General features: G+C 71.0%; 20 protein-coding genes. 18 read left to right on the forward strand and 2 right to left on the reverse strand.

Features of this window, described 5'->3' with window-relative positions; genetic code table 11:
• The first annotated feature begins 59 nt into the window (after positions 1 to 59).
• From V2J52_RS07735 to glmM, 4 genes are all read left to right on the forward strand, one after another.
• Positions 60 to 521 carry a DUF5709 domain-containing protein gene (locus V2J52_RS07735; protein WP_331227086.1) on the forward strand — a complete coding sequence of 154 codons (462 nt, stop codon included), beginning with the start codon at positions 60 to 62 and terminating at the stop codon, positions 519 to 521.
• A 243-nt stretch (positions 522 to 764) separates the two neighbouring features.
• Complete coding sequence (rplM, locus tag V2J52_RS07740) at positions 765 to 1,208, forward strand: 50S ribosomal protein L13 (protein ID WP_331227087.1); 444 nt, start codon at positions 765 to 767, stop codon at positions 1,206 to 1,208.
• A gap of 49 nt (positions 1,209 to 1,257) precedes the next feature.
• On the forward strand, positions 1,258 to 1,749 hold the full coding sequence (rpsI, locus tag V2J52_RS07745) for a 30S ribosomal protein S9 (RefSeq protein WP_331227088.1): 492 nt from the start codon (positions 1,258 to 1,260) through the stop codon (positions 1,747 to 1,749).
• Between the two features lie 170 nt (positions 1,750 to 1,919).
• Positions 1,920 to 3,275, forward strand: coding sequence for a phosphoglucosamine mutase (glmM, locus tag V2J52_RS07750; protein ID WP_331227089.1), 1,356 nt, complete (start codon positions 1,920 to 1,922; stop codon positions 3,273 to 3,275).
• A 12-nt stretch (positions 3,276 to 3,287) separates the two neighbouring features.
• On the opposite strand, the gene V2J52_RS07755 is transcribed toward glmM, so the two are convergent.
• Positions 3,288 to 3,539 (reverse strand): PqqD family protein, encoded by a 252-nt coding sequence (locus V2J52_RS07755; protein ID WP_331227090.1) that lies wholly within the window; start codon positions 3,537 to 3,539, stop codon positions 3,288 to 3,290.
• Positions 3,540 to 3,796: 257 nt separating this feature from the next.
• Here V2J52_RS07755 and V2J52_RS07760 point away from each other — a divergent pair, with 257 nt between their 5' ends.
• From V2J52_RS07760 to V2J52_RS07780, 5 genes are all read left to right on the forward strand, one after another.
• Positions 3,797 to 3,937, forward strand: coding sequence for a lasso RiPP family leader peptide-containing protein (locus tag V2J52_RS07760; RefSeq protein ID WP_331227091.1), 141 nt, complete (start codon positions 3,797 to 3,799; stop codon positions 3,935 to 3,937).
• A gap of 150 nt (positions 3,938 to 4,087) precedes the next feature.
• Positions 4,088 to 5,227, forward strand: a complete 1,140-nt coding sequence (locus tag V2J52_RS07765) for an asparagine synthase-related protein (protein WP_331227138.1) — start codon at positions 4,088 to 4,090, stop codon at positions 5,225 to 5,227.
• A gap of 20 nt (positions 5,228 to 5,247) precedes the next feature.
• Positions 5,248 to 5,679, forward strand: a complete 432-nt coding sequence (locus V2J52_RS07770) for a lasso peptide biosynthesis B2 protein (protein WP_331227092.1) — start codon at positions 5,248 to 5,250, stop codon at positions 5,677 to 5,679.
• Complete coding sequence (locus V2J52_RS07775) at positions 5,679 to 6,656, forward strand: hypothetical protein (RefSeq protein WP_331227093.1); 978 nt, start codon at positions 5,679 to 5,681, stop codon at positions 6,654 to 6,656. Before V2J52_RS07770 ends, V2J52_RS07775 begins: the two co-directional genes overlap by 1 nt.
• Before the next feature lie 222 nt (positions 6,657 to 6,878).
• On the forward strand, positions 6,879 to 7,601 hold the full coding sequence (locus V2J52_RS07780; RefSeq protein ID WP_331227094.1) for a DedA family protein: 723 nt from the start codon (positions 6,879 to 6,881) through the stop codon (positions 7,599 to 7,601).
• Between the two features lie 43 nt (positions 7,602 to 7,644).
• Here the strand turns inward: V2J52_RS07780 and coaA are convergent, their stop codons facing one another.
• On the reverse strand, positions 7,645 to 8,631 hold the full coding sequence (gene coaA / locus V2J52_RS07785; protein WP_434056389.1) for a type I pantothenate kinase: 987 nt from the start codon (positions 8,629 to 8,631) through the stop codon (positions 7,645 to 7,647).
• Between the two features lie 83 nt (positions 8,632 to 8,714).
• Between coaA and glmS the strand changes: the two genes are divergently transcribed.
• The 9 genes from glmS to V2J52_RS07830 all read left to right on the forward strand — a co-directional run.
• Positions 8,715 to 10,571 (forward strand): glutamine--fructose-6-phosphate transaminase (isomerizing), encoded by a 1,857-nt coding sequence (glmS, locus tag V2J52_RS07790; protein ID WP_331227096.1) that lies wholly within the window; start codon positions 8,715 to 8,717, stop codon positions 10,569 to 10,571.
• Between the two features lie 7 nt (positions 10,572 to 10,578).
• Complete coding sequence (locus tag V2J52_RS07795) at positions 10,579 to 10,929, forward strand: holo-ACP synthase (protein ID WP_331227097.1); 351 nt, start codon at positions 10,579 to 10,581, stop codon at positions 10,927 to 10,929.
• Positions 10,930 to 10,996: 67 nt separating this feature from the next.
• Entirely contained in the window at positions 10,997 to 12,532 is a 1,536-nt protein-coding gene (locus V2J52_RS07800) for an NAD(P)H-hydrate dehydratase (protein WP_331227098.1), read from the forward strand.
• Between the two features lie 40 nt (positions 12,533 to 12,572).
• Positions 12,573 to 13,721, forward strand: a complete 1,149-nt coding sequence (gene alr, locus V2J52_RS07805) for an alanine racemase (protein WP_331227099.1) — start codon at positions 12,573 to 12,575, stop codon at positions 13,719 to 13,721.
• A complete protein-coding gene (tsaE, locus tag V2J52_RS07810) occupies positions 13,718 to 14,257 on the forward strand; it encodes a tRNA (adenosine(37)-N6)-threonylcarbamoyltransferase complex ATPase subunit type 1 TsaE (RefSeq protein WP_331227100.1) in 540 nt (179 codons plus the stop codon). The genes alr and tsaE overlap by 4 nt, the downstream gene beginning before the upstream one ends.
• On the forward strand, positions 14,254 to 15,294 hold the full coding sequence (locus V2J52_RS07815) for a hypothetical protein (protein ID WP_331227101.1): 1,041 nt from the start codon (positions 14,254 to 14,256) through the stop codon (positions 15,292 to 15,294). Before tsaE ends, V2J52_RS07815 begins: the two co-directional genes overlap by 4 nt.
• Before the next feature lie 49 nt (positions 15,295 to 15,343).
• The gene (gene tsaB, locus V2J52_RS07820; protein ID WP_331227102.1) at positions 15,344 to 16,057 is read left to right on the forward strand and encodes a tRNA (adenosine(37)-N6)-threonylcarbamoyltransferase complex dimerization subunit type 1 TsaB; all 714 of its coding nucleotides are present in this window, start codon (positions 15,344 to 15,346) and stop codon (positions 16,055 to 16,057) included.
• Positions 16,054 to 16,530 (forward strand): ribosomal protein S18-alanine N-acetyltransferase, encoded by a 477-nt coding sequence (gene rimI / locus V2J52_RS07825; protein WP_331227103.1) that lies wholly within the window; start codon positions 16,054 to 16,056, stop codon positions 16,528 to 16,530. The genes tsaB and rimI overlap by 4 nt, the downstream gene beginning before the upstream one ends.
• Positions 16,531 to 17,043: 513 nt before the next feature.
• Positions 17,044 to 20,598, forward strand: a 3,555-nt coding sequence (locus V2J52_RS07830) for a 3-keto-alpha-glucoside-1,2-lyase-like domain-containing protein (RefSeq protein ID WP_331227104.1), incomplete at its 3' end; no start/stop codon positions are given.

The raw sequence follows: 20,598 nt of genomic DNA on the forward strand, positions 1-20,598 counted from the left end.
ACCGGGAGGCAGCCCGGTTGAGCGCGCGAGGTCGCGCGGCCGATGGCAGCCTGGACAGCATGAGCGAGTCAGAGAACACCCCGGCCACCAGCCCCGACCCGGCGCTGCCGGGCGAGGGCGACAGCGACCAGCTGCCCAAGCAGGACACCCTCGAGACGCGCGGCGTCGACGACCTGCTTGAGGAGGGCTACTCTCCGCCCGACCGCGACCCGCTGCGCGGCCAGAACCTCACCCAGGCGGAGGTCATCGAGGGCGACACCATCGAGGAGCGGCTCGACGCCGAGGAGCCCGAGGTGTGGGAGCCCGGCGCCGAACCTCAGCCCGAGCGGGAGCCCGACCGGGCCGGCCGCCTCGAGAACGAGGACGACGTCGACGGCCCCGGCGGACGGCGCGAGCAGGACATGACCGCCGAGGACGTCGGCGTGGCCGGCGGCGCGGCGACCGCCGAGGAGGCCGCGATGCGGGTACGCGACGAGGACGATGCGATAGGTATCACCGATGAGGGCAGCAGCGTCGGCTGAGGTATCCGGTACGATGGTCAGTGGTGCGTCTCACGACCACCGGCGCCAAGATGTTTTGACCGCGCGACACTCGCGGCGTTACTCTTGGACGTCGTTGTGCATCCCCTTGCGCTCCCGGTGCTCCCACTCGCCGGCGCGGCGGCGCGGATGCCAAGAGCGAGAACCACCAGACCATGGGCAGCACGTCGCTGCGGCGCACGATTGCCCGAAGATCAGAACGCTGAAGAAACGAAGGCTACGCCCGTGCTCACGTACACACCGAAGCCCGGCGACGTCGACCAGAACTGGTACGTCATCGACGCTACCGACGTCGTCCTCGGCCGACTGGCGACCCACGTCGCCACCCTGCTCCGTGGGAAGCACAAGCCGAGCTTCGCACCGCACGTCGACAACGGTGACTTCGTCATCGTCATCAACGCCGAGAAGATCGCTCTGACCGGCAGCAAGCGTGAGGACAAGATCGCTTACCACCACTCGGGTTTCCCCGGTGGTCTCAAGGCGACGAGCTACGCGCAGCTGCTGGACCGCTTCCCCGAGCGCGTCGTGGAGAAGGCCGTCCGCGGCATGCTCCCCAAGACGTCGCTCGGTCGCGACATGCTCAAGAAGCTCAAGGTCTACACCGGCGCTGAGCACCCGCACGCTGCGCAGCAGCCGCAGACCTTCGAGATCACCCAGGTGGCCCAGTAGTTCGCGGTGACGCGCTCTGGGACCCCCTTTACAGGACACGAGGAGAACTGTGGCTGAGACCACTGCCGACATCGAGCTGGACGACGACAACGTCCCCAGCAGCTACACCAGCGAGAGCGACGCTCCCGCGACCGGCCAGGGCCAGAGCCTCACGGCTCCCGGCCAGGCGCTGGGTCGACGCAAGGAAGCCGTCGCCCGGGTCCGCCTGGTTCCCGGTAGCGGGAACTGGACCATCAACGGCCGCACGCTCGAGGACTACTTCCCCAACAAGCTGCACCAGCAGCTGGTGAGCTCCCCCTTCGAGCTCCTCGACATCGAGGGCCGCTTCGACGTCATCGCCCGTATCCACGGCGGCGGCATCTCTGGCCAGGCCGGCGCACTGCGCCTCGGCGTGGCACGGGCCCTCAACCTGATCGACGAGGAGTCCAACCGCCCCACGCTGAAGAAGGCTGGGTTCCTCACCCGGGACGCCCGCGCCGTCGAGCGCAAGAAGGCCGGCCTCAAGAAGGCCCGTAAGGCCCCGCAGTACTCGAAGCGCTGATGCGCCTCCCGCAGCCCCGACCGGCTCAGCCGGCCGGGGCTGCGGTGTCTTGCGTCGCCTGACCGTCGCTGTCGACCGGTCGGCGGCGGTCTCGCCCGTACCCGGCGCCGACGACTGGCGGGTGTGGTGGGGTGGTTGTGGTTGCCTGTCGCCTCACGTAAGGAAGTCCGATGGCTCGACTCTTTGGTACCGACGGCGTGCGCGGGCTCGCCAACCGCGACATCTCCGCCGAGCTGGCGCTCGGGCTCGGCGTCGCTGCCGCCCGGGTGCTCGGCGCCGCGGAGCACGACGCCGAGGTGCGCCGGCCGCGTGCCGTCATCGGACGCGACACCCGGGTCTCCGGGGACTTCCTCTCGTCGGCGATCGCTGCCGGGCTGGCCAGCGCGGGCGTCGACGTCGTCGAGGTCGGGGTGCTGCCCACCCCGGGGGTGGCCTACCTGACCTCTGCGATGGACGTCGATCTCGGCGTCGTCATCTCGGCCTCCCACAACCCGATGCCGGACAACGGGATCAAGTTCTTCGCCCGCGGCGGGTTCAAGCTCGAGGACGCCATCGAGGACGCCATCGAGGAGAGCCTCGGCGCGAGCTGGGAGCGCCCGACCGGTGCCGAGGTCGGCCAGATCTCGCAGGACGCGGCCACCGCCGACCGCGCCTACATCGACCACCTGGTGAGCACCACCGGCCGGCACCTGGACGGGCTGCGGATCGCCATCGACTGCGCCAACGGGGCGGCGAGCGACATCGCGCCGCTCGCGCTGCGGGAGGCGGGCGCTGACGTCGTCGTCATCAACGCGTCGCCGGACGGCCGCAACATCAACGACGAGTGCGGCTCCACCCACCCCGAACAGCTGCAGGCGGTCACGGTCGCCTCCGGCGCGGCCTTCGGGGTGGCCTTCGACGGCGACGCGGACCGGTGCATCGCCGTCGACCACGAGGGCAACATCGTCGACGGCGACCAGATCATGGGCGTGCTCGCGACGACGCTCAAGGACCACGGCAAGCTCGTCGACGACACACTGGTCGTGACCGTGATGAGCAACCTCGGGCTGCTGCTCGCGATGAAGGACGCCGGCATCCACACCGTGCAGACCGGCGTCGGCGACCGGTACGTCCTCGAGGCGATGCGGGCCGGTGGCTACATCCTCGGCGGCGAGCAGTCCGGGCACATCATCAGCTCAGCCCACGCCACCACCGGCGACGGCCTGCTGACCGCGCTCATGCTCGCCGAGCGCGTCGTGGAGACCGGCCGCTCGTTGGCGGACCTCGCCGGATTCGTCCAGCGGCTGCCGCAGGTCCTGGTCAACGTCCCCGACGTCGACAAGGCTCGCGCCACCACCGACGGCGTCCTGCTGGCCGCGGTCAACGCCGCGGAGGCCCGGCTGGGGGAGACCGGCCGAGTGCTGCTGCGCCCCTCGGGGACTGAGTCGCTGGTCCGGGTGATGGTCGAGGCCGCCACCCAGGACGAGGCCGACGACGTCGCGGCGACCCTCGCCGACGTGGTGCGGGCGCGGCTGAGCCTGGTCTGACCAGCCGGCACGTCAGGCCAGCAGCTGCTCCTGCGCAAGCTGGTCAAGGAAGTCGTCGACGTCGCTGCTCGCGACGTGCTCCTCGATCCCGTACTCGGCGACCAGCGACGTCACCAGCTCGTCGCGGTCGCGCTCGTCACGCAGTTGCTTGGCCAGGAAGGCGCCGGTGCGGTTGGTGGTGAGGTAGACCGACCTGGACAGGTCGAGGACGACCAGCTCACCGTCGATCTCCTGCCACGTCACGTTCTCCGTCAGCTTCGGCACTGGGGCTCCCTCGTTGGTGCGGTCACGGTTGATTGTGCCTGACGCCGTGCACAACAGGTGGCGGATCGCTGCAACCACCTGCGCACAGCGGCACTCAGGCAGGGGGCGGCTCACCCCCTGCTGAGCATTCCTCACCCTCGGCGGGTTGGGATTCATCCGCTGGTGAGCCGTGATCCGCCCTCGACCCTGGGCTAACTTGACAATCGTCGCAGTACTTCACCTCCGGAGACTGTGTCGTCGACGTCGGAAGGAGTGCCATGTACGAATCACCACGCATCACCAAGGTCGGCTCGGTGCCGGACCTCACGCTGGGAATCGGTGAGCTCGGGAACAAGGACCAGTACCTCAAGTTCCTCCCGTTCGGTCCGGACCCCAAGGACCCGCCAGTCGGCTCCTGAGCGACCAGGTTGAGGGAGGGGCGGCAGTTCGTGCCCCTCCCTCAGCCACGGTAGATCGACGAGATGTCCGATGGCCGGGGCGGCGGGAGAAGAGCAGTGCTGACGATACGATCCACCGACTACTTGCGACTGAGCCCGCTCGAGATCGCGATGGGGCTGCCGCTGACCGCGTCGGCCCGCGCGCTGCCGCAGCCAGAGCTCGCGCCCGCCACCGGGGGCGGTCGGGCCGCACTGCGCCAGGTCTTACGAGAGTTCATCGGCGCCGGGCCGGTCTTCGTCAGCTTCTCCGGCGGGCGGGACTCATCGGCAGTGCTGGCAGTTGCCACCTCGGTGGCGCGGGAGTGCGGCGCAGCCCTGCCAGTGCCGGTCACCTACCGCTACCCGGGCAACCGGGATGCCGACGAGGACGATTGGCAAGACCTTGTGCTCCGCCACATCGGTCTGACCGATCGTGTCGTCCTGGACATCACCCATCAGCAGCGGCTGCTGGGGCGCCACGTGCAGGAGAGCATGGCCACGCGCGGGCTCGTCTGGCCCGTCACCGTCAACCTGCAGCACGAGATGTTCAGCCTGGCCGGCGGCGGCGTGCTGCTGACCGGTGAAGGCGGCGACGAGCTCTTCCGGGGCAGGCGGTCGGCGCCCATCGCGAAGTTGCGGCGAACGGTGCGGCGCAGGCAGCGCCCCGGCGGTGACGACGTGCGCGCCGTGATGCGGGCACTACGACCGCAGCGGCGCGCCGAGCGCGATGCGCAGCAGGTGGCGGACGGTGAGGCGCCGTGGTTGAGACCCGGCGCACGAGACCGGTTCGTCGAGACCATCAGCAGCAACATGACCGACCCGCTGCGCTGGGACCGCTCGGTCTGGCACGGTGCGCAGCGCCCGCACACGCGAGCGGTCTACCACAACTTGGACCTCGTGGCCCAAGATTATGACGTGCAGGTCCACCATCCGCTCCTTGCCCCGGAGTTCGTCAGTGCCTGGATGAGCGACGGAGGCCGTCTGGGCTTCACCGGACGCACCGATGCTATGCGTCACCTCTTCTCGGACGTGCTGCCGGAGCCCATCCTCGGGCGGTCCACCAAGGCGTTCTTCGACGCGGCGCACATGGGACCTCTCGAGCGTGGCTTCGCTCGTCGCTGGGATGGTCAGGGAATCGACCCGGAGCACACCGACCCTGAAGTCCTGCGTGCGACCTGGTTGAACGGGGACTCGATCGGTCAGGGCGACACCGCACTGATGGCCGCCTGGATGGCGAGCGAGGGACTGCCGCTGGAGGGGCCACCGCAATGATCTCCGTCGGTGGTGTTCTCATGACCTGGCGGGTGCGCGACTACCGGGCGGTCGCACGAGCCCTGATCGTGCAGGCTCGGATCGAGTGGAAGCTGCGACGACGCCAGCCGCTGCCGCAGCTTGCTCGGACGCTCGGTGTCCCGCTCGTCACCGACACCACCCGCCCGGCGACCGAGTTGTTCACCGAGCGGCTCACGCGCGAGGAGCGGCGCTCGCTCCGTGCCGTACAGCGCGTGTTGCGGCACTGGCCCTGGGACGACACCTGCCTGCGGCGCGCGCTGGCCACCGGTCACGTGCTACGGCACCGCGGCCCGTCGCTCCGCGTCGGCGTGGCGAAGACCGACGGCGCCGTCCGGGCGCACGCGTGGCTGGAGATCGACGGTCGGACGCTCGACCCGGACGCACCAGCGGAGTACCTCAGTCTCGTCGATCCCCGAGGAGGAGCCGCGTGATGCTCGAGCTGTACGGCTTGGTGATCGACAGCGACACCGATCTCCACCAGGACCGACCTGCATCACCAGGTGCCGCGCCCGATGTCACTGTCGTGCGCGGACCGGTCACGGAGCCCACCACCGATCTGCCGCCCGGCGACCCGATCCTGCGCTGCGACGGTGCCACCAGGACGATCTACGCCTTCGCCCGGCGTGACGACGGCTACACGCTCCGCTTCTTCGGCGCGTGCGACGTCCACGTCTCGCCGGCGCTCGACCACATGGAGGTGCGCTCGGTCCGGGGGGCGGACGAGGGCATGGCCTCGGTGCTGACGACCGGCGGCAGCCTCGCGTTCCAGCTGTACCAGCGCGGCCATCTCGTCCTCCATGCCAGCGCCGTCGAGATCGATGGCGCCGCCTGGGGGTTTGTCGGCCGCTCGGGGATGGGCAAGTCCACCATGGCAGCGCTCATGTGCAGCTCCGGCGGTGTCCTCATTACCGACGACGTCCTGCGGCTGGACGACGTGGCAGACCACCCGGTCGCTCGCCTCGGTGCCACCGAGCTACGGCTGCGCAAGGGCGCCGACACCCTCGTCGCCCGCTTTGCCTCCGGCGCGCCGCAGGTGCGCCGCAGCGCCGACGACCGCGAGGTGCTCCGGCTCCGCGACGGCGCCACCGACCGGCTTCCGCTGGAGGTGCTCGTCATCCCGTTCCCCAGCCGCACAGCCGGGAAGGTCGAGGTTCACCCGCTCTCCGGTCCCGAGGCGTTGCTCGCACTGTCCGGCTACCCACGCCTCCTCGGTTGGCGTGACCCGGCGGTCCTGCGCCACCAGTTCTCGAGCACCGCGGCGCTCGTCGAGCGTGTCCCGGTCGTGGTGGCCACCATCCCGTGGGGGCCGCCGTTCCTGCCCGGGCTCGCAACCGAGCTCAGGGAACGGATCGGCGAGGTGCTGCGCACGTCAGCAGCACGTTCTCCGGCTGCCGCCCGGGTCGGTTAGTCTTCTCGCGGCGTCGTTGCCGTTGCTAGGCATCACAGCAACGTCAGGTCGCCCAGCTGGCAGCATGGCCCCGGCCGGGGCCGTCGACATGCCATGGCCTCGGACACTCGATCACGAGATCCTCGGAGAGGAATCAGGTGGTTCCCTGATGGCATCGGTGACCTCGCCGAGATTCAATGGGACCATGCGGCGCGACAGGCACGGTGGCTGATGATGGAGTTCATGGCCGCCACCGAAGAGTGGGTGCTGGCCCTCGCGGGCTCGCCCTGGGTCTTGCTCGCCGTGTGGGCGTTGTCCACGATCGACGGGTTCTTCCCGCCGGTCCCGAGCGAGTCCATCGTCATCGCGGTGGCCGTGCTGGCGATGACCAGTGACGGTGTCAACCTCTGGCTCCTCATCGCCGCAGCTGCGGCCGGCGCGTTCTGCGGCGACCTCATCGCCTACTGGATCGGCAGCAAGATACCGGTCCACCGATTACGGATCTTCCAGGGACGCCGCGGCCACGCCAGCCTCGCCTGGGCCAGTCGCGCACTGGCGACCCGGGGCACGGTGTTCATCCTCTCGGCGCGCTTCATCCCCATCGGGCGGGTCGCGGTCAACATGACCGCCGGTGCCGTCGGGTACTCCCGGCCGAGGTTCGTGCTCATCGCGGGTATCGCGGCGATCGTGTGGGGCGGCTACTCCACGCTGCTGGGCATGGGCGCCGGGGTGTTCCTCCATGACCACCCGCTCGTCGCGGTGGTCGTCGGCGTCATCGGCGGGGTGCTGCTGGGGTTCGTCGTCGACGCGGTCCTCAAGCGGATCCACGGCAGGGTGGCCAACCGGCTGGCCGGTGGGCGCGACGCGCTCGACGCCATCGTCGCCGAGGCAGAGGGCGGGGCCGGCGAGTCCGCGCTGCCGACGCCGACCGCGCACGACGACGGATCGACCCGGCAGCACAGCTGACCAGCTCGTCCCGCGAGACCGGCCGGCGGTCATCCGTCGGGCGTCAGATCTTGCGCAGCCGCATCCGGTGCATCCGGTGGTCGGCGTCCTTGGTGAGCACGAGCGTCGCCCGGCCGCTCGTCGGCAGGATGTTGCGCACGAGGTTCGGCTCGTTGATCGACTGCCAGATCCCGGTGGCGGTCGCCACCGCCTCGTCGTCGTCGAGCGCGGCGTACCGGTGGAAGTAGGACTTCTCGTCGGCGAACGCGGTGCGCCGCAGCCGCAGGAAGCGGTCGACGTACCACTGGCGGACGTCCGACGTGCGGGCGTGGACGTAGATCGAGAAGTCGAAGAAGTCGCTCACCGCCAGGCTCGGTGCGCCGTCGGCCGTGGTGCGCGCCGGCTGCAGGACGTTGAGACCCTCGACGATGAGGACGTCGGGCCGGCGCACCTCGATCCGCTCACCGGGGACGATGTCGTAGGTGAGGTGGTCGTACACCGGTGCCTCGACCACCGGCACGCCGGCCTTGACCTCGCTGAGGAAGCGCAGCAGCCGGCGCTGGTCGTAGGACTCCGGGAAGCCCTTGCGCGCCATGAGGCCGCGGCGGTCGAGCTCGGCGTTGGGGAACAGGAAGCCGTCGGTGGTGACGAGCTCCACGTGCGGCGTGCCGGACCAGCGACGCAACAGCTCTCGAAGCAGCCGCGAGGTGGTCGACTTGCCGACTGCCACCGAGCCGGCCACCCCGATGACGAACGGGGTGCGCACGACCTGCTCGCCGAGGAACGTCGACGTCGCGCCCACCAGCCGGCGGGAGGACTCGACGTACAGCGACAGCAGCCGCGACAGCGGCCGATAGACGGTCTCGACCTCCTCGAGGTCCATCGGATCCCCGAGCCCGCGGAGCCGCACGATGTCCTCGGCGGTCAGCGGCTGTGGTGTCGAGGCCGACAACCGGCTCCAGTCACGACGGTCGAACTCGACGAACGGAGAGATCGACTGCTGTCCAGCCGGGGCCGGTTGCGTTGGCGTCACCCCGACAGTCTCCCGCACCGCAGAGCGTCGCGCGTCACGATCCTGCCGTGGCAGCGGCCGCCGCTGTGACGTGACCCCCGCTGGCGGTTAACCTGTCGCACATGTGCGGAATCGTAGGTGCTGTGACCATCTCCCGGCCGAACCACGACCCGGCGGAGGCGGTCCTCGAAGGCCTCGCCCGGCTGGAGTACCGGGGCTACGACTCCGCAGGGATCGCCGCCGTCGGCCCGGCCGGCCTGACGGTGCGCAAGCGTGCCGGCAAGCTCGCCAACCTGCTCGGTGACCTCGAGGCGGCGCCGCTGGACGAAGCCGCCGCCGCGATCGGGCACACCCGGTGGGCCACCCACGGTGTGCCGAACGACGCCAACGCCCACCCGCAGGTGTCGGGGGACGGCCGCCTGGCACTCATCCACAACGGCATCATCGAGAACTTTGCCCCGCTCAAGGCCGAGCTCGCCGCCGACGGCGCAACCTTCACCTCGGAGACCGACACCGAGGTGGCCGCCCACCTCCTCGGGCGCGCCTACGAGGAGCACGGTGACCTTACGGCGGCGATGCGTGCCGTCACCGCCCGGCTCGAGGGCGCCTACACGCTGCTCGCCGTGCACGTCGACGCGCCCGGCGTGATCGTCGCCGCCCGCCGCAACTCGCCGCTGGTCATCGGGCTCGGTGACGGCACGAACTACCTCGGCTCCGACGTCGTCGCCTTCGTCTCGCAGACCAAGCGGGCGCTGGAGGTCGGGCAGGACCAGATCGTCACGCTCACCGGGGACCGGGTCGAGGTCACCGACGCCGACGGCGCCGCGGTCGAGCCGCGCGCGTTCACCGTCGAGTGGGACGCCGAGGCCGCGGTCAAGGGCGGCTTCGACACCTTCATGGACAAGGAGATCCACGACCAGCCCAAGGCGGTGGCCGACACCCTCCTCGGCCGCAGCGACGGCGCCGGACGGCTGAAGCTCGACGAGCTGCGCATCGACGAGGCGGTGCTGCGCTCGGTCGACAAGATCATCGTCGTCGCCTGCGGCACCGCGGCCTACGCGGGGCACGTCGCGAAGTACGCCATCGAGCACTGGTGCCGCATCCCGGTCGAGGTCGAGCTGGCGCACGAGTTCCGCTACCGCGACCCGGTGGTGGACCAGCGCACACTGGTCGTCGCCGTCTCCCAGTCCGGGGAGACCATGGACACCATCATGGCGGTGCGCCACGCCCGCGAGCAGGGCGCCAAGGTGCTGGCCATCGTCAACACCCACGCCTCGACGATCGCCCGTGAGTCCGACGCGGTGCTCTACACCCACGCCGGGCCCGAGGTGGCGGTCGCCTCCACCAAGGCCTTCCTCGCCCAGATCACCGCCTGCTACCTGCTCGGGCTGTTCCTCGCCGAGCTGCGCGGCAACAAGTACAGCGAGGAGGTCGTCGGGTACCTCGAGGAGCTGGCCGCGATGCCGGCGCGGATCCAGCAGGTCATCGACGGCGAGGAGCAGATCCGCGAGGTGGCACGGTCGATGGCCGGGGCCACCACGGTGCTCTTCCTCGGCCGCCACGTCGGGTTCCCGGTGGCGCTCGAGGGCGCGCTGAAGCTCAAGGAGCTGGCCTACATCCACGCCGAGGGCTTCGCGGCCGGCGAGCTCAAGCACGGCCCGATCGCGCTCATCGAGGAGGGGCAGCCGGTCTTCGTCATCGTCCCGACGCCACGCCGCCCCACCCTGCACGCCAAGGTGGTCTCCAACATCCAGGAGATCAGGGCCCGCGGCGCCCGCACCCTGGTGATCGCAGAGGAGGGCGACGACGCCGTCACCGAGTTCGCCGACGTCGTCTTCCGGGTGCCCCGGACACCGACGCTCATGATGCCGCTCGTGACGGTGGTGCCGCTGCAGATCTTCGCCTCGGCGCTGGCCGCGGCCAAGGGCTACGACGTCGACCAGCCGCGCAACCTCGCCAAATCGGTCACCGTCGAGTGAGCCGACTGTGATCATCGGCGTCGGTATCGACGTGGTCGACGTCGCGCGCTTCCTCGCCACCCTCGAGCGCACGCCGCGGCTGCGGGAGAAGCTCTTCACGCCCGAGGAGCGCGACCTGCCGCCGGCGTCGCTCGCCGCCCGGTTCGCCGCCAAGGAGGCGATCGCCAAGGCGCTCGGCGCGCCCGGCGGCATGTCCTGGCAGGACTGCACCGTGGAGCGGGTGGTCGGCGGCCCACCGGTGGTCCACCTGCGCGACACGGTGGCGGCGCGCGCCGCCGAGCTCGGCGTCAAGCACTGGCACCTGACGATCTCCCACGACGCCGGGATCGCTTCCGCGATGGTCGTCGCCGAAGGCTGAGCGCGCCGCTGGGCGACGCCGCGACCGTGGCACTGCCGTTCCCGGCCCGGGCGGTCACAATGGGCGGATGATCCGCGCCTACGACACCGAGTCGATCCGCCGGGCCGAGGCCCCGCTGATCGCCGCCACTCCGCAGGACGCCCTCATGCAGCACGCCGCGACCGCGGTGGCCACCACGGTGCTCCGGGAGATCGCCGACCGCGGCGCGCGCCGGTCGGGGAGCACGGTGCTGCTCCTCGTCGGGGGCGGCAACAACGGCGGCGACGCGCTGTACGCGGGCGCCGTGCTCGCCCGTCGTGGCCTGGTGGTCACCGCGGCGCTGTGCGCCCCGGCCCCGCACGCGCGGGGGCTCGCGGCCGCCCGCCGCGCCGGGGTGCAGGTGGTTGACGTCGGAGCCGGCGACGCCGGTGCGCTCGACCGCCTCACCCGGCTGGGCGACGACGCCGGCGTCTGGGTCGACGGACTCACCGGCATCGGGGCACGCGGCCCGCTGCGTGCCCCGGCCGCGACGGTCGTCGCCCACCTCGATGCGCACCGGGGCGGGATGCCGGACGAGCCGGTCGTCGTCGCCGTCGACGTCCCGTCCGGGATCGGCGTCGACGACGGCACCGTGCCCGGCCCGGTGCTGCGCGCCGACGTCACGGTGTCGGTGGGGGCCACGAAGCCGGGCCTGCTCGTGGGACCGGCCGCGGCGCTCGCCGGGCGCCTCGTGCACGTCGACATCGGCCTGGCCCCGGACACCGGGCCGACGGTCGCGCGACTCACCGGCAGCGACGTCGCCGACCTCGTCCGGCTGCCGGTCGCCGCCGACCACAAGTACACCCGCGGTGTGCTCGGCCTCGTCGCAGGCTCCTCGACCTACCCGGGGGCGGCGGTGCTGGCAGCCGCCGGCGCGCTCGGGGCCGGCCTCGGCATGCTGCGCCTGCTCGCCCCGCCTGACGTCGTCACACTCGTCCACCACCGGTTTCCCGAGGTGGTGGTCGGCGGTGGCCGGACCCAGGCGTGGGCCACGGGCAGCGGCATCGACCCGACGGACACCGGCCGCGCGGACGACGTGCGTGCGGCGATCGACCGGGCCACCACCGACGAGCTGCCGATCGTGCTCGACGCCGGCGCGCTCGCGCTGCTGCCCGATCGGCTACCGGCGACCGCGGTGCTCACCCCGCACGCCGGCGAGCTCGCCCGGCTGCTGGTCGAGCGCGGGGAGGACGTCAGCCGTGCGTCGGTCGACGCCGACCCGCTGCAGCACGCGCGGCGGGCGGCCGAGCTCACCGGTGCCGTCGTCCTCCTCAAGGGCGCGACGACCATCGTCGTCGCGCCGAGCGGTCCGGCGTACGCCCAGGCCGACGGCACACCCTGGCTCGCCACCGCCGGCACCGGGGACGTCCTCGCGGGAGTGCTCGGTGCGCTTCTCGCCGGCGCCGGTGCCGCGGGCCCGGTCGGCGCCGAGGACGTCGCGGCGCTCGCGGCTGCCGCCGCGCTGGTCCACGGGCGGGCCGGGAGGCTGGCGTCCCGCGGCGGCCCGACCACCGCCCGTCGTTGCGCCGAGGCAGTGCCCGACGTCCTGCGCGGCCTGCTCACCGGTGACGGCCCCGAGTGCTGACCTGTCGGAGCGCGACAGCGGTCGGTGGGAGACTTGCCCGGTGAGTGACTACCCGGCCCGCGCGATCGTCGACCACGCCGCCATCCGCTCGAACGTCGCACGGCTGCGCGAGGCTGCGGGGCCGGCGACGGTGATGGCCGTGGTCAAGGCCGACGCCTACGGCCACGGCCTGCTCGAGGTCTCGCGCAGCGCGCTGGCTGCCGGCGCTGGCTGGCTCGGCGTCGCCCAGCTGAGCGAGGCGCTGCTCGTGCGCGCCGCGGGGATCGACGCCCCGGTGCTCAGCTGGATGTTCGCCCCGGGCACCTCGCTGACCGAGGCGGTCGCCGCCGACATCGACCTCTCGGCCTCCGCGCCGTGGGCGCTGCGCGAGATCGACGCTGCTGCCCGGCGGACCGGCAGGGCGGCGCGGGTCCACCTGAAGGTCGACACCGGCATGGGGCGGGGCGGCGCGACCGTGGACGCCTGGGAGTCGCTCGTCGCCGAGGCCGCAGCACTCGAGGCCGGCGGCAGCATCGACGTCGTCGGCGTGTGGTCTCACCTCGCCCGCGCGGACGAGCCCGAGGCCGCGACCACCGCGCACCAGGTCGAGGCGTTCACCGCGGCGCTGGCCGTCGTCGCCCGCGCCGGGCTCCGGCCGCAGGTGCGCCACCTCGCGGCGTCCTCGGGCACCCTGCTCGCCCCCGAGAGCCACTTCGACCTCGTGCGGCCCGGCATCAGCGTGTACGGGCTGACCCCGGCGCCGGACGTGGCGAGCTCGGCGGACCTCGGGCTGACGCCGGCGATGCGACTCGAGGCCGACGTCATCCACGTGAAGGACGTCCCGGCGGGCACCCCCGTCTCCTACGGCCACACCTACACCACACCGGCGGCCGGCCGGCTGGCGATCGTGCCCCTCGGCTACGGCGACGGCATCCTCCGGCACGCGAGCAACGCCGGCCCGCTGCTCGTCGGCGGCCACCGCGCGACGGTGGCCGGCCGGGTCTGCATGGACCAGTTCACCGTCGACCTCGGACCGGCGGGCGGCGACGTCGAGCCGGGCACGCCCGCCGTGCTCTTCGGTGACGGTCGCGACGGCGGCCCCACCGCGCAGGACTGGGCCGAGGCCGCCGGCACCATCAGCTACGAGATCGTCGTGCGGCTGAGCAGCCGCGTTCCTCGGATCCACCTCTCGCCCACGGAGCCAGGATGACCACCTTGGACCTGCCCGACGCCGACGCCACCCGTGCGCTCGGCCGCCGCCTCGCCGGCATGCTGCGCGCCGGCGACCTGGTCGTGCTCACCGGCGACCTCGGCGCCGGCAAGACCACGCTCACCCAGGGGATCGGGCAGGGGCTCGGCGTCCGCGGTCAGGTCGCGTCGCCGACGTTCATCATCGCGCGCTCCCACCGCAACCTTGGGCAAGGGCCGGACCTCGTCCACGTCGACGCCTACCGGCTCGGCTCCCTCGACGAGGTCGATGCCCTCGACCTGGACAGCTCCCTCGAAGACTCGGTGACCGTGGTCGAGTGGGGCGAGGGGATGGTCGAGGGGCTCGCCGAGGACCGCCTGGAGATCCTCATCAGCCGGCCCCGGGGCGGGGTCGTCGACGTAGCGGAGGTCGCCGACGAGGGCGGCCGCACGGTGCGGCTGCGCTCCCACGGGCCGCGCTGGCAACAGATCGACCTCTCCGCGCTCGCGCGCCAGAGCCGTGACGACCGATCGTCCGCCGCGCGGGAGCAGCCGTGACACCGGGCCGCGGGCGCCGGCGGCCCCGCCGCGCACTGGCGGCCGTCATGCTGTGCGTCCTCGCCGTCCTGGGGACGACCGCCGGCGCGGTGGCGACCCCGGAGAAGCCGACCTCGCCGGCGCTCGTGACCCCCGCGACCGACGACGGCTCGGACGCGCCGTCACCGTCGACCGCGCCCAGCAACGTCCCCAAGAACGTCGCCGCCTGGTTCGTCGGGCCGGGGACCGAGGCCGCCCGCGCCGAGAGCAGGGACCTGGGGGCCACCGCCGACGACGTCGCGGTCGGGGTGCCCCACCCGTTCGACCGGTGGGCGCCGGAGTTCATCGACGGTTCGCAGACTGACGGTGCCAGCGAGCCGAGCGGCGAGTGGGTGGCGCCTATCATGCGCCAGGGCGAGGACGGTCCGGAGGCGGTCGGGGCGCTGCGCGCCGGGCCGTTCGACTCCGGGGAGCCCGAGTCCTCCGTCGTGGTGGCCGACCCGGAGCTGGGCGCCGCCCTGGTGCCGAGTGACCTGCCGCTCACGCTCGTCCACGACCCGTCGATCGATGGCTGGTTCGCTGCCGCCGAGGGGCAGATCTGGCCGCTCACCGCCAGTGGCCGCGAGCTCCTGCACGGCCCGGTGCCGCTCGCGGTCTTCCAGACGTTCCTCGCCGAGCGGTCCGGCACCCTGACCCCGACCCCGATCGCCGAGGATGAGCCCGACGACGGGAGCGGGCTGGTGCCGCTCACGGTGATCGCGGTCATCGTGCTGCTCGGCCTGGTCGGCGCCTGGCTGCTGGTGCGCGGCTACCGGCGCACGGACTCCCGTATCGAGGCCGACGTCCGCGCCGGCCTCACCCCACCGGAGGGTGTGCCGCGGCTCGACATGCTCGACGCCGACGTGGATGCGGGGGGCGACGCTGCCGCGGACGCAGGTGCCGACGCTGTGCCGGGTGGGCCGGATGGGGCGACTGGGCTCACCGACGCCGATGGTGCGCCGGGCAGGCCCGCCGGGCTTGACGGCGGACCGGGTGGCACCCCACCGCCGGGACGCTGACCGCGCGGCCGCGCTGGGACGTCGCCGGCGACACGACTACGCTGGCTGGGTGCCAACCCTGTGCCTCGACACCTCAGCCGGCAGTGCAGTTGCCATCCACGACGGCGGCCGGGTGCTTGCCCGTGCGCGCCACGACGGCCACCGCGGTCACGCCGAGAACCTCGCCCCACTCATCGAGGCAGTGCTGCGCGAATCCGGCCTCACCGCCGGTGACCTCGACCTTGTCGCGGTCGGGACCGGACCGGCGCCGTACACCGGGCTGCGGGTCGGGCTGGCGACTGCCGCCGCGCTGGCCCGTGCCCTCGGTGTCCCGGTGCACGGCGTCAGCAGCCTCGACATCCTCGCCCGCCAGGCCCTCGACGTCGTCCCCGGTGCCACCGTCCTCGTCGCCACGGACGCGCGGCGGCGAGAGGTCTACTCGGCCCGGTTCCGGGAGCAAGGCCCGGACGACGTCGCCCGGACCGACGGGCCGAGCGTCGGCCCGGCCGCCGACCTCGCCGTCGACGCGGGAGCCGAGCTCGTCGACCACGTCGCCGACGGCGGCCGGGTGGTCGTCGCCGGTCCCGGGGCGTTGCTCTATCCCGAGTCCCTCATCCCGACGCCGGGCATCCCGAACCAGCTCGACCCGGCGGTGCTGGGGCGGATCGTCGCTGCCCGGCTGGCTCGGCGCGCGGCGGGCGACGAGATCGAGCTGAGCACCGAACCGCTGTACCTCCGGCGCCCAGACGTCTCTCCGGCAGCCGCCCGCAAGCGCGCCACGTGAACCGCCCCTCGGTGCTGCTGCGGCCGCTGCGGCCGACAGACCTGGAGCGCATCGCGCAGCTCGAGGTGGAGCTGTTCGGCGCTGCGGCCTGGTCGCGCAGCATGTACGAGGACGAGCTGGCACAGCCCGACCGGTACTACGTGGCCGCCGAGGTTGCCGGGAACCTCGTGGGGTATGCGGGGATCGCCCTCGCCTCGGACGCCCAGGTGATGACCGTCGGTGTCACCGCTGACCAGCGGCGACGTGGGATCGCCACGCTGCTCGTCGCGGACCTCGTCGAGCGCGCCCGGGCCGGCCGGTCGAACCAGGTTTTCCTCGAGGTCCGCGCGGGTGACCTGGGGGCGCAGGAGCTCTACCGCCGGGCCGGTTTCGAGCCGATCGGCACTCGCCGGCGCTACTACCAGCCTGACGGCGAGGACGCCGTCGTCATGCGGCTGACGCTGCGCGCCGGGGCGTTGCCGCTCGGCCGCTGACCGACCCGAGTAGTTCGCCGGGACGGCGGTCGGCTCAGCTCGCCGGGACGGCGGCGAGGTCGCGCGGGCCGGCTTCTCGACTCGGAGAGCGGTCGACGAAAACCTAGCAAATGGTCAAGCGGGAGTACCTAGCTTGAATGGCGCTCATCGACCAATCGCCTGGCCGGAGCGCGCTCTCCATCTCGGACCGACCAGTTTCTCTACGCATGTCGCGTAACAGGGGTCGGTACGGGCAAAGGGTGGCAAAGTCATTGACGTCCGCAGTGGCGTCACGTTCACTGCCGTACGCACTGGCCCGAGGCTGGCGAGTGCGTGGACAGCCGGCGAGTGCCGGGACAGTCGATGGCTTGGGCGATGTTCGGCGGGGCGCGACATTCGTCACCTGCTCTGCACGCTGCTCGGCCGCGCCATCGAGCCACACGAGGGAGTGTGTTTATGTTTGGACGACCACGCCGTGCTCTGGCGGGGACCCTGGGCTTCGCCCTGGCCGCCGGAGCGATCATGCCGGTAGTCATGGCTACCTCAGCAGCGGCCGAGCTGCCACCACAGGAGCCCGGTGTCACTCTGCGAACCTTCGATGTCGGCTTCGAGCCGGAGCAGGTGTGCACCCTCATCCCGGGGCAGACGCCGAACGTCGATGTCCTGCGCGAGACCATCGACTGGGAGACGACCGATGAGTTCGGTGGTCTCGACAACAACTTCATGGCGCACGTGCTTGGCAACATCCACGTGCCCCAGGACGGTGTGTACGAGTTTCGGATCATCAGCGACGACGGATCACGCCTGTCGGTCAATGACGAGGAGATCATCGAGAACGACCGTCGCCAGCCCGCGACGGCGGCTGACGGCTCGATCGAGCTGACCGAGGGCGCTCACGCCCTGCGCATCGACTACTTCCAGGGTGCGCACAGCAAGACCCTCCGGCTGGAGTGGCGGCCACCGGGTACGAGCGACTTCGTGCTCGTGCCCAGCTCGGTCCTGACCACCGACGAGGGTGTCACCCGGGTGACGGCCCCAGGGGTCAAGCACTGCGCCGACGCCGCCCAGGGGCCCGGCGACGGGGCGCCGCTCGCAGGCCTGCACCCGAACTACACGCTCACCGACCTGCGACCGGACGGCTTCGAGCCGAGAGTCACCGGGATGGACTGGTTCGACGACGGCACCATGATCATGACCACGTGGGCTGGCCGCGAGAGCTTCGACGGCGCCGTGGAGACCGTGACCAACACGCTCGGCCCCGACGCGGATCCTGCTGATATCGAGACCAGGGTCGTGGCGGAAGACATGAACGAGCCGCAAGGTGTTCTCGTCGAGGACGACGGCACGGTGATCGTCGCCGAGAAGCACCAGCTCAGCCGCCTGATCGACGAGGACGGCGACGGCTTCTACGAGGAGACGGAGGCCATCGCGACCTGGCCGTCCGGCGGCACGTACCACGAGTTTGGCTTCGGCCTCCTCGCCGACGAGGACCACTACTACCTCAACCTGTCGGTCGCCATCACCCCCGGTGGCAAGACGACCGTGCCGCAGCATGTCGAGAACCGAGGGACCTCGGTGAAGATCGACAAGGACACCGGCGACGTCGAGTACGTCGCCGGCGGCCTGCGCACACCCAACGGCATCGGATGGGGCCCAGAGGGCGAGATCTACGTCGCCGACAACCAGGGCGACTGGCTGCCGGCATCCAAGATCGTGGAGATCGAGCCCGGTGCGTTCTACAACCACTACACGACGCCGGCCGGCCCGTTCGACGACGAGGTCCCCACCAAGCCGGTGCTCTGGCTGCCGCACAACGAGATCTCGAACTCGCCGACCAACCCGGTACTCATCGAGGACGGCACCTTCGAGGGCCAGATGATGTTCGGCGACGTCACCTACGGCGGCCTGCAGCGCGGGTTCATCGAGGAGGTCGAGGGCCAGAAGCAAGGGGCAGTGTTCCGGGTGACACAGGGGCTGGAGTCCGGCGTGAGCCGTCTCGCCCTCGGCCCGGACGGCTCGTACTACGTCGGCGGGATCGGCGGCGGCGGGAACTGGCAGCAGGAGGGCAAGCTCACCTATGGCCTGCAGAAGCTGACCGAGACCTCGGCGGACGCGATGGACATCCTGTCGCTGGAGATCACCGAGACCGGCTTCGACATCACGTACACCAAGCCGGTCAGCCAGGACGTCATCGACGATCTTGTCGATCTCTACGACGTGCAGCAGTGGACGTACAACCCCACGTCGCAGTACGGCGGCCCCAAGCTCAACGAGGAGACACTGGAGGTCACCGGAGGCTCGGTGTCCGACGACGGTCTCACGGTGAGCCTCGAGATCGACGGCATGCTCGAGAATCGCGTCGTCCACATCCGCTCGCCGCGGCCCTTCGATGCTGCCGACGGCACGTCGCTGTGGAGCACCGAGGCCTGGTACACCGTCAACAACATCCCGAACTACGTCGACCCGGGCAACGCGCTCGGCCATTACGAAGCCGAGGAGGCGCTGCTGCGAGGCGGCGCGGGCATCAACGATGACCACTCGCACTACACCGGCGTAGGCTTCGTCGACGGGTTCAGTAACATCGGTGCCTCGCTGACCTGGACGGTGGAGGTCGACGAGGCCGGCACCTATCCGGTGACTTTCCGGTACGCCACTGCCCACAACGTCAGCGAAGGCGCCCGGACGGTGTCGCTCGACATCAACGGTGAGGATCTGGGACAGCTGTCCATGGAGACGACCGGTGTCTGGTCGACATGGGCCGACCATGCCGCGCTGCTCGATCTCGACGCCGGGGCCAACACCATCACGGTCTCCGCCGGTGAGGACGATGACCGTCACGTGAACTGGGACCACCTGCGGATCCAGCGCCAGGTCTGTGCTCCCGCAGATGCGGACGCCGGCTACCGGATGCTGTTCGACGGTACCCAGGAGAGCTTCGACGAGTGGGAGATGGCCGGTCCTGGCGGGTTCATCTCCCAGGCAGACTGCACGATGCGCTCCGTCGGCGGGCTCGGGCTGATCACCCATCCCGATGAGTTCACCGACTACCGTCTCAAGCTCGACTGGAAGATGGGCGGGGACGACAACTCCGGGGTTCACCTCGGTGTCCCCGACCCTGAGGGCAACGCCAACGCGCGCAACCAGGGCTTCGAGGTCCAGATCGACGCCACGGACGATCCGGAGCTGACCACGGGTGCGATCTACAACTTCCAGAGCGCGGACATCGAGGAGCGGGACGAAGCGCTGAACCCGCCTGGGGAGTGGAACTCGTACGAGATCGTGGTCGAGGACCAGAACGTCAAGGTGCACCTCAACGGTGTGCTGATCAACGACTTCAATTCCGAGGGGGCGGACCCCAACCGTGATCTCAACGGTCGCATCGGGTTCCAGAACCACCACACCGGTTCCAACGTCTGGTTCCGAAACGTGCAGATCAGGGAGCTCGACGGCGAGCTGGTGGAGGTCACGCCTACTGAGGTGACCTTCACCGATGAGGCGGGTACCGAGGACGACAGCTACACGATTCCTGAGGTTGAGGGCGTGGAGTACGTCGTTGACGGTGACGTGGTTGCTGCTGACACGTACCCGGGTGCTGGGACGGTGACTGTGACGGCGCGTGCGCTTGATGGTTTCGTGCTGGCCGAGGGTGCGACCGCTGAGTGGACCCACGAGTTCTCCACCGAGGGTGGTGGGGAGGTTCCCCAGCCGCCGTCGTCGGGTGCGGCGGAGTTCCACCTGAGTGATAACTGGCGGGGTACGACGCATCACTTCTTCAAGTACGGGCGGATCGCCGATGAGGTGTTCGTTGGTGACTGGGACGGTGACGGGACCGACTCGATCGTGGTGCGTCGTGGGAACGTGTTCCACGTGTCCAACGCGCCTCGTGGTGGGGACGCCGACTGGACCTTCCGGTACGGCCGTGCGGGTGACACCGTGCTGGTCGGTGACTGGGACGGTGACGGCACTGACACGTTCGCGGTGCGTCGGGGGAGTGAGTACCACGTGAAGAACCACCTGCTGGGTGGGGATGCTGATGTGGTGTTCAACTACGGGCGGGCCGATGATGACGTGCTGGTTGGTGACTGGGAC

The organism is Georgenia sunbinii (assembly GCF_036421875.1).
GTDB classification, from domain to species: Bacteria; Actinomycetota; Actinomycetes; order Actinomycetales; family Actinomycetaceae; genus Georgenia_B; species Georgenia_B sunbinii.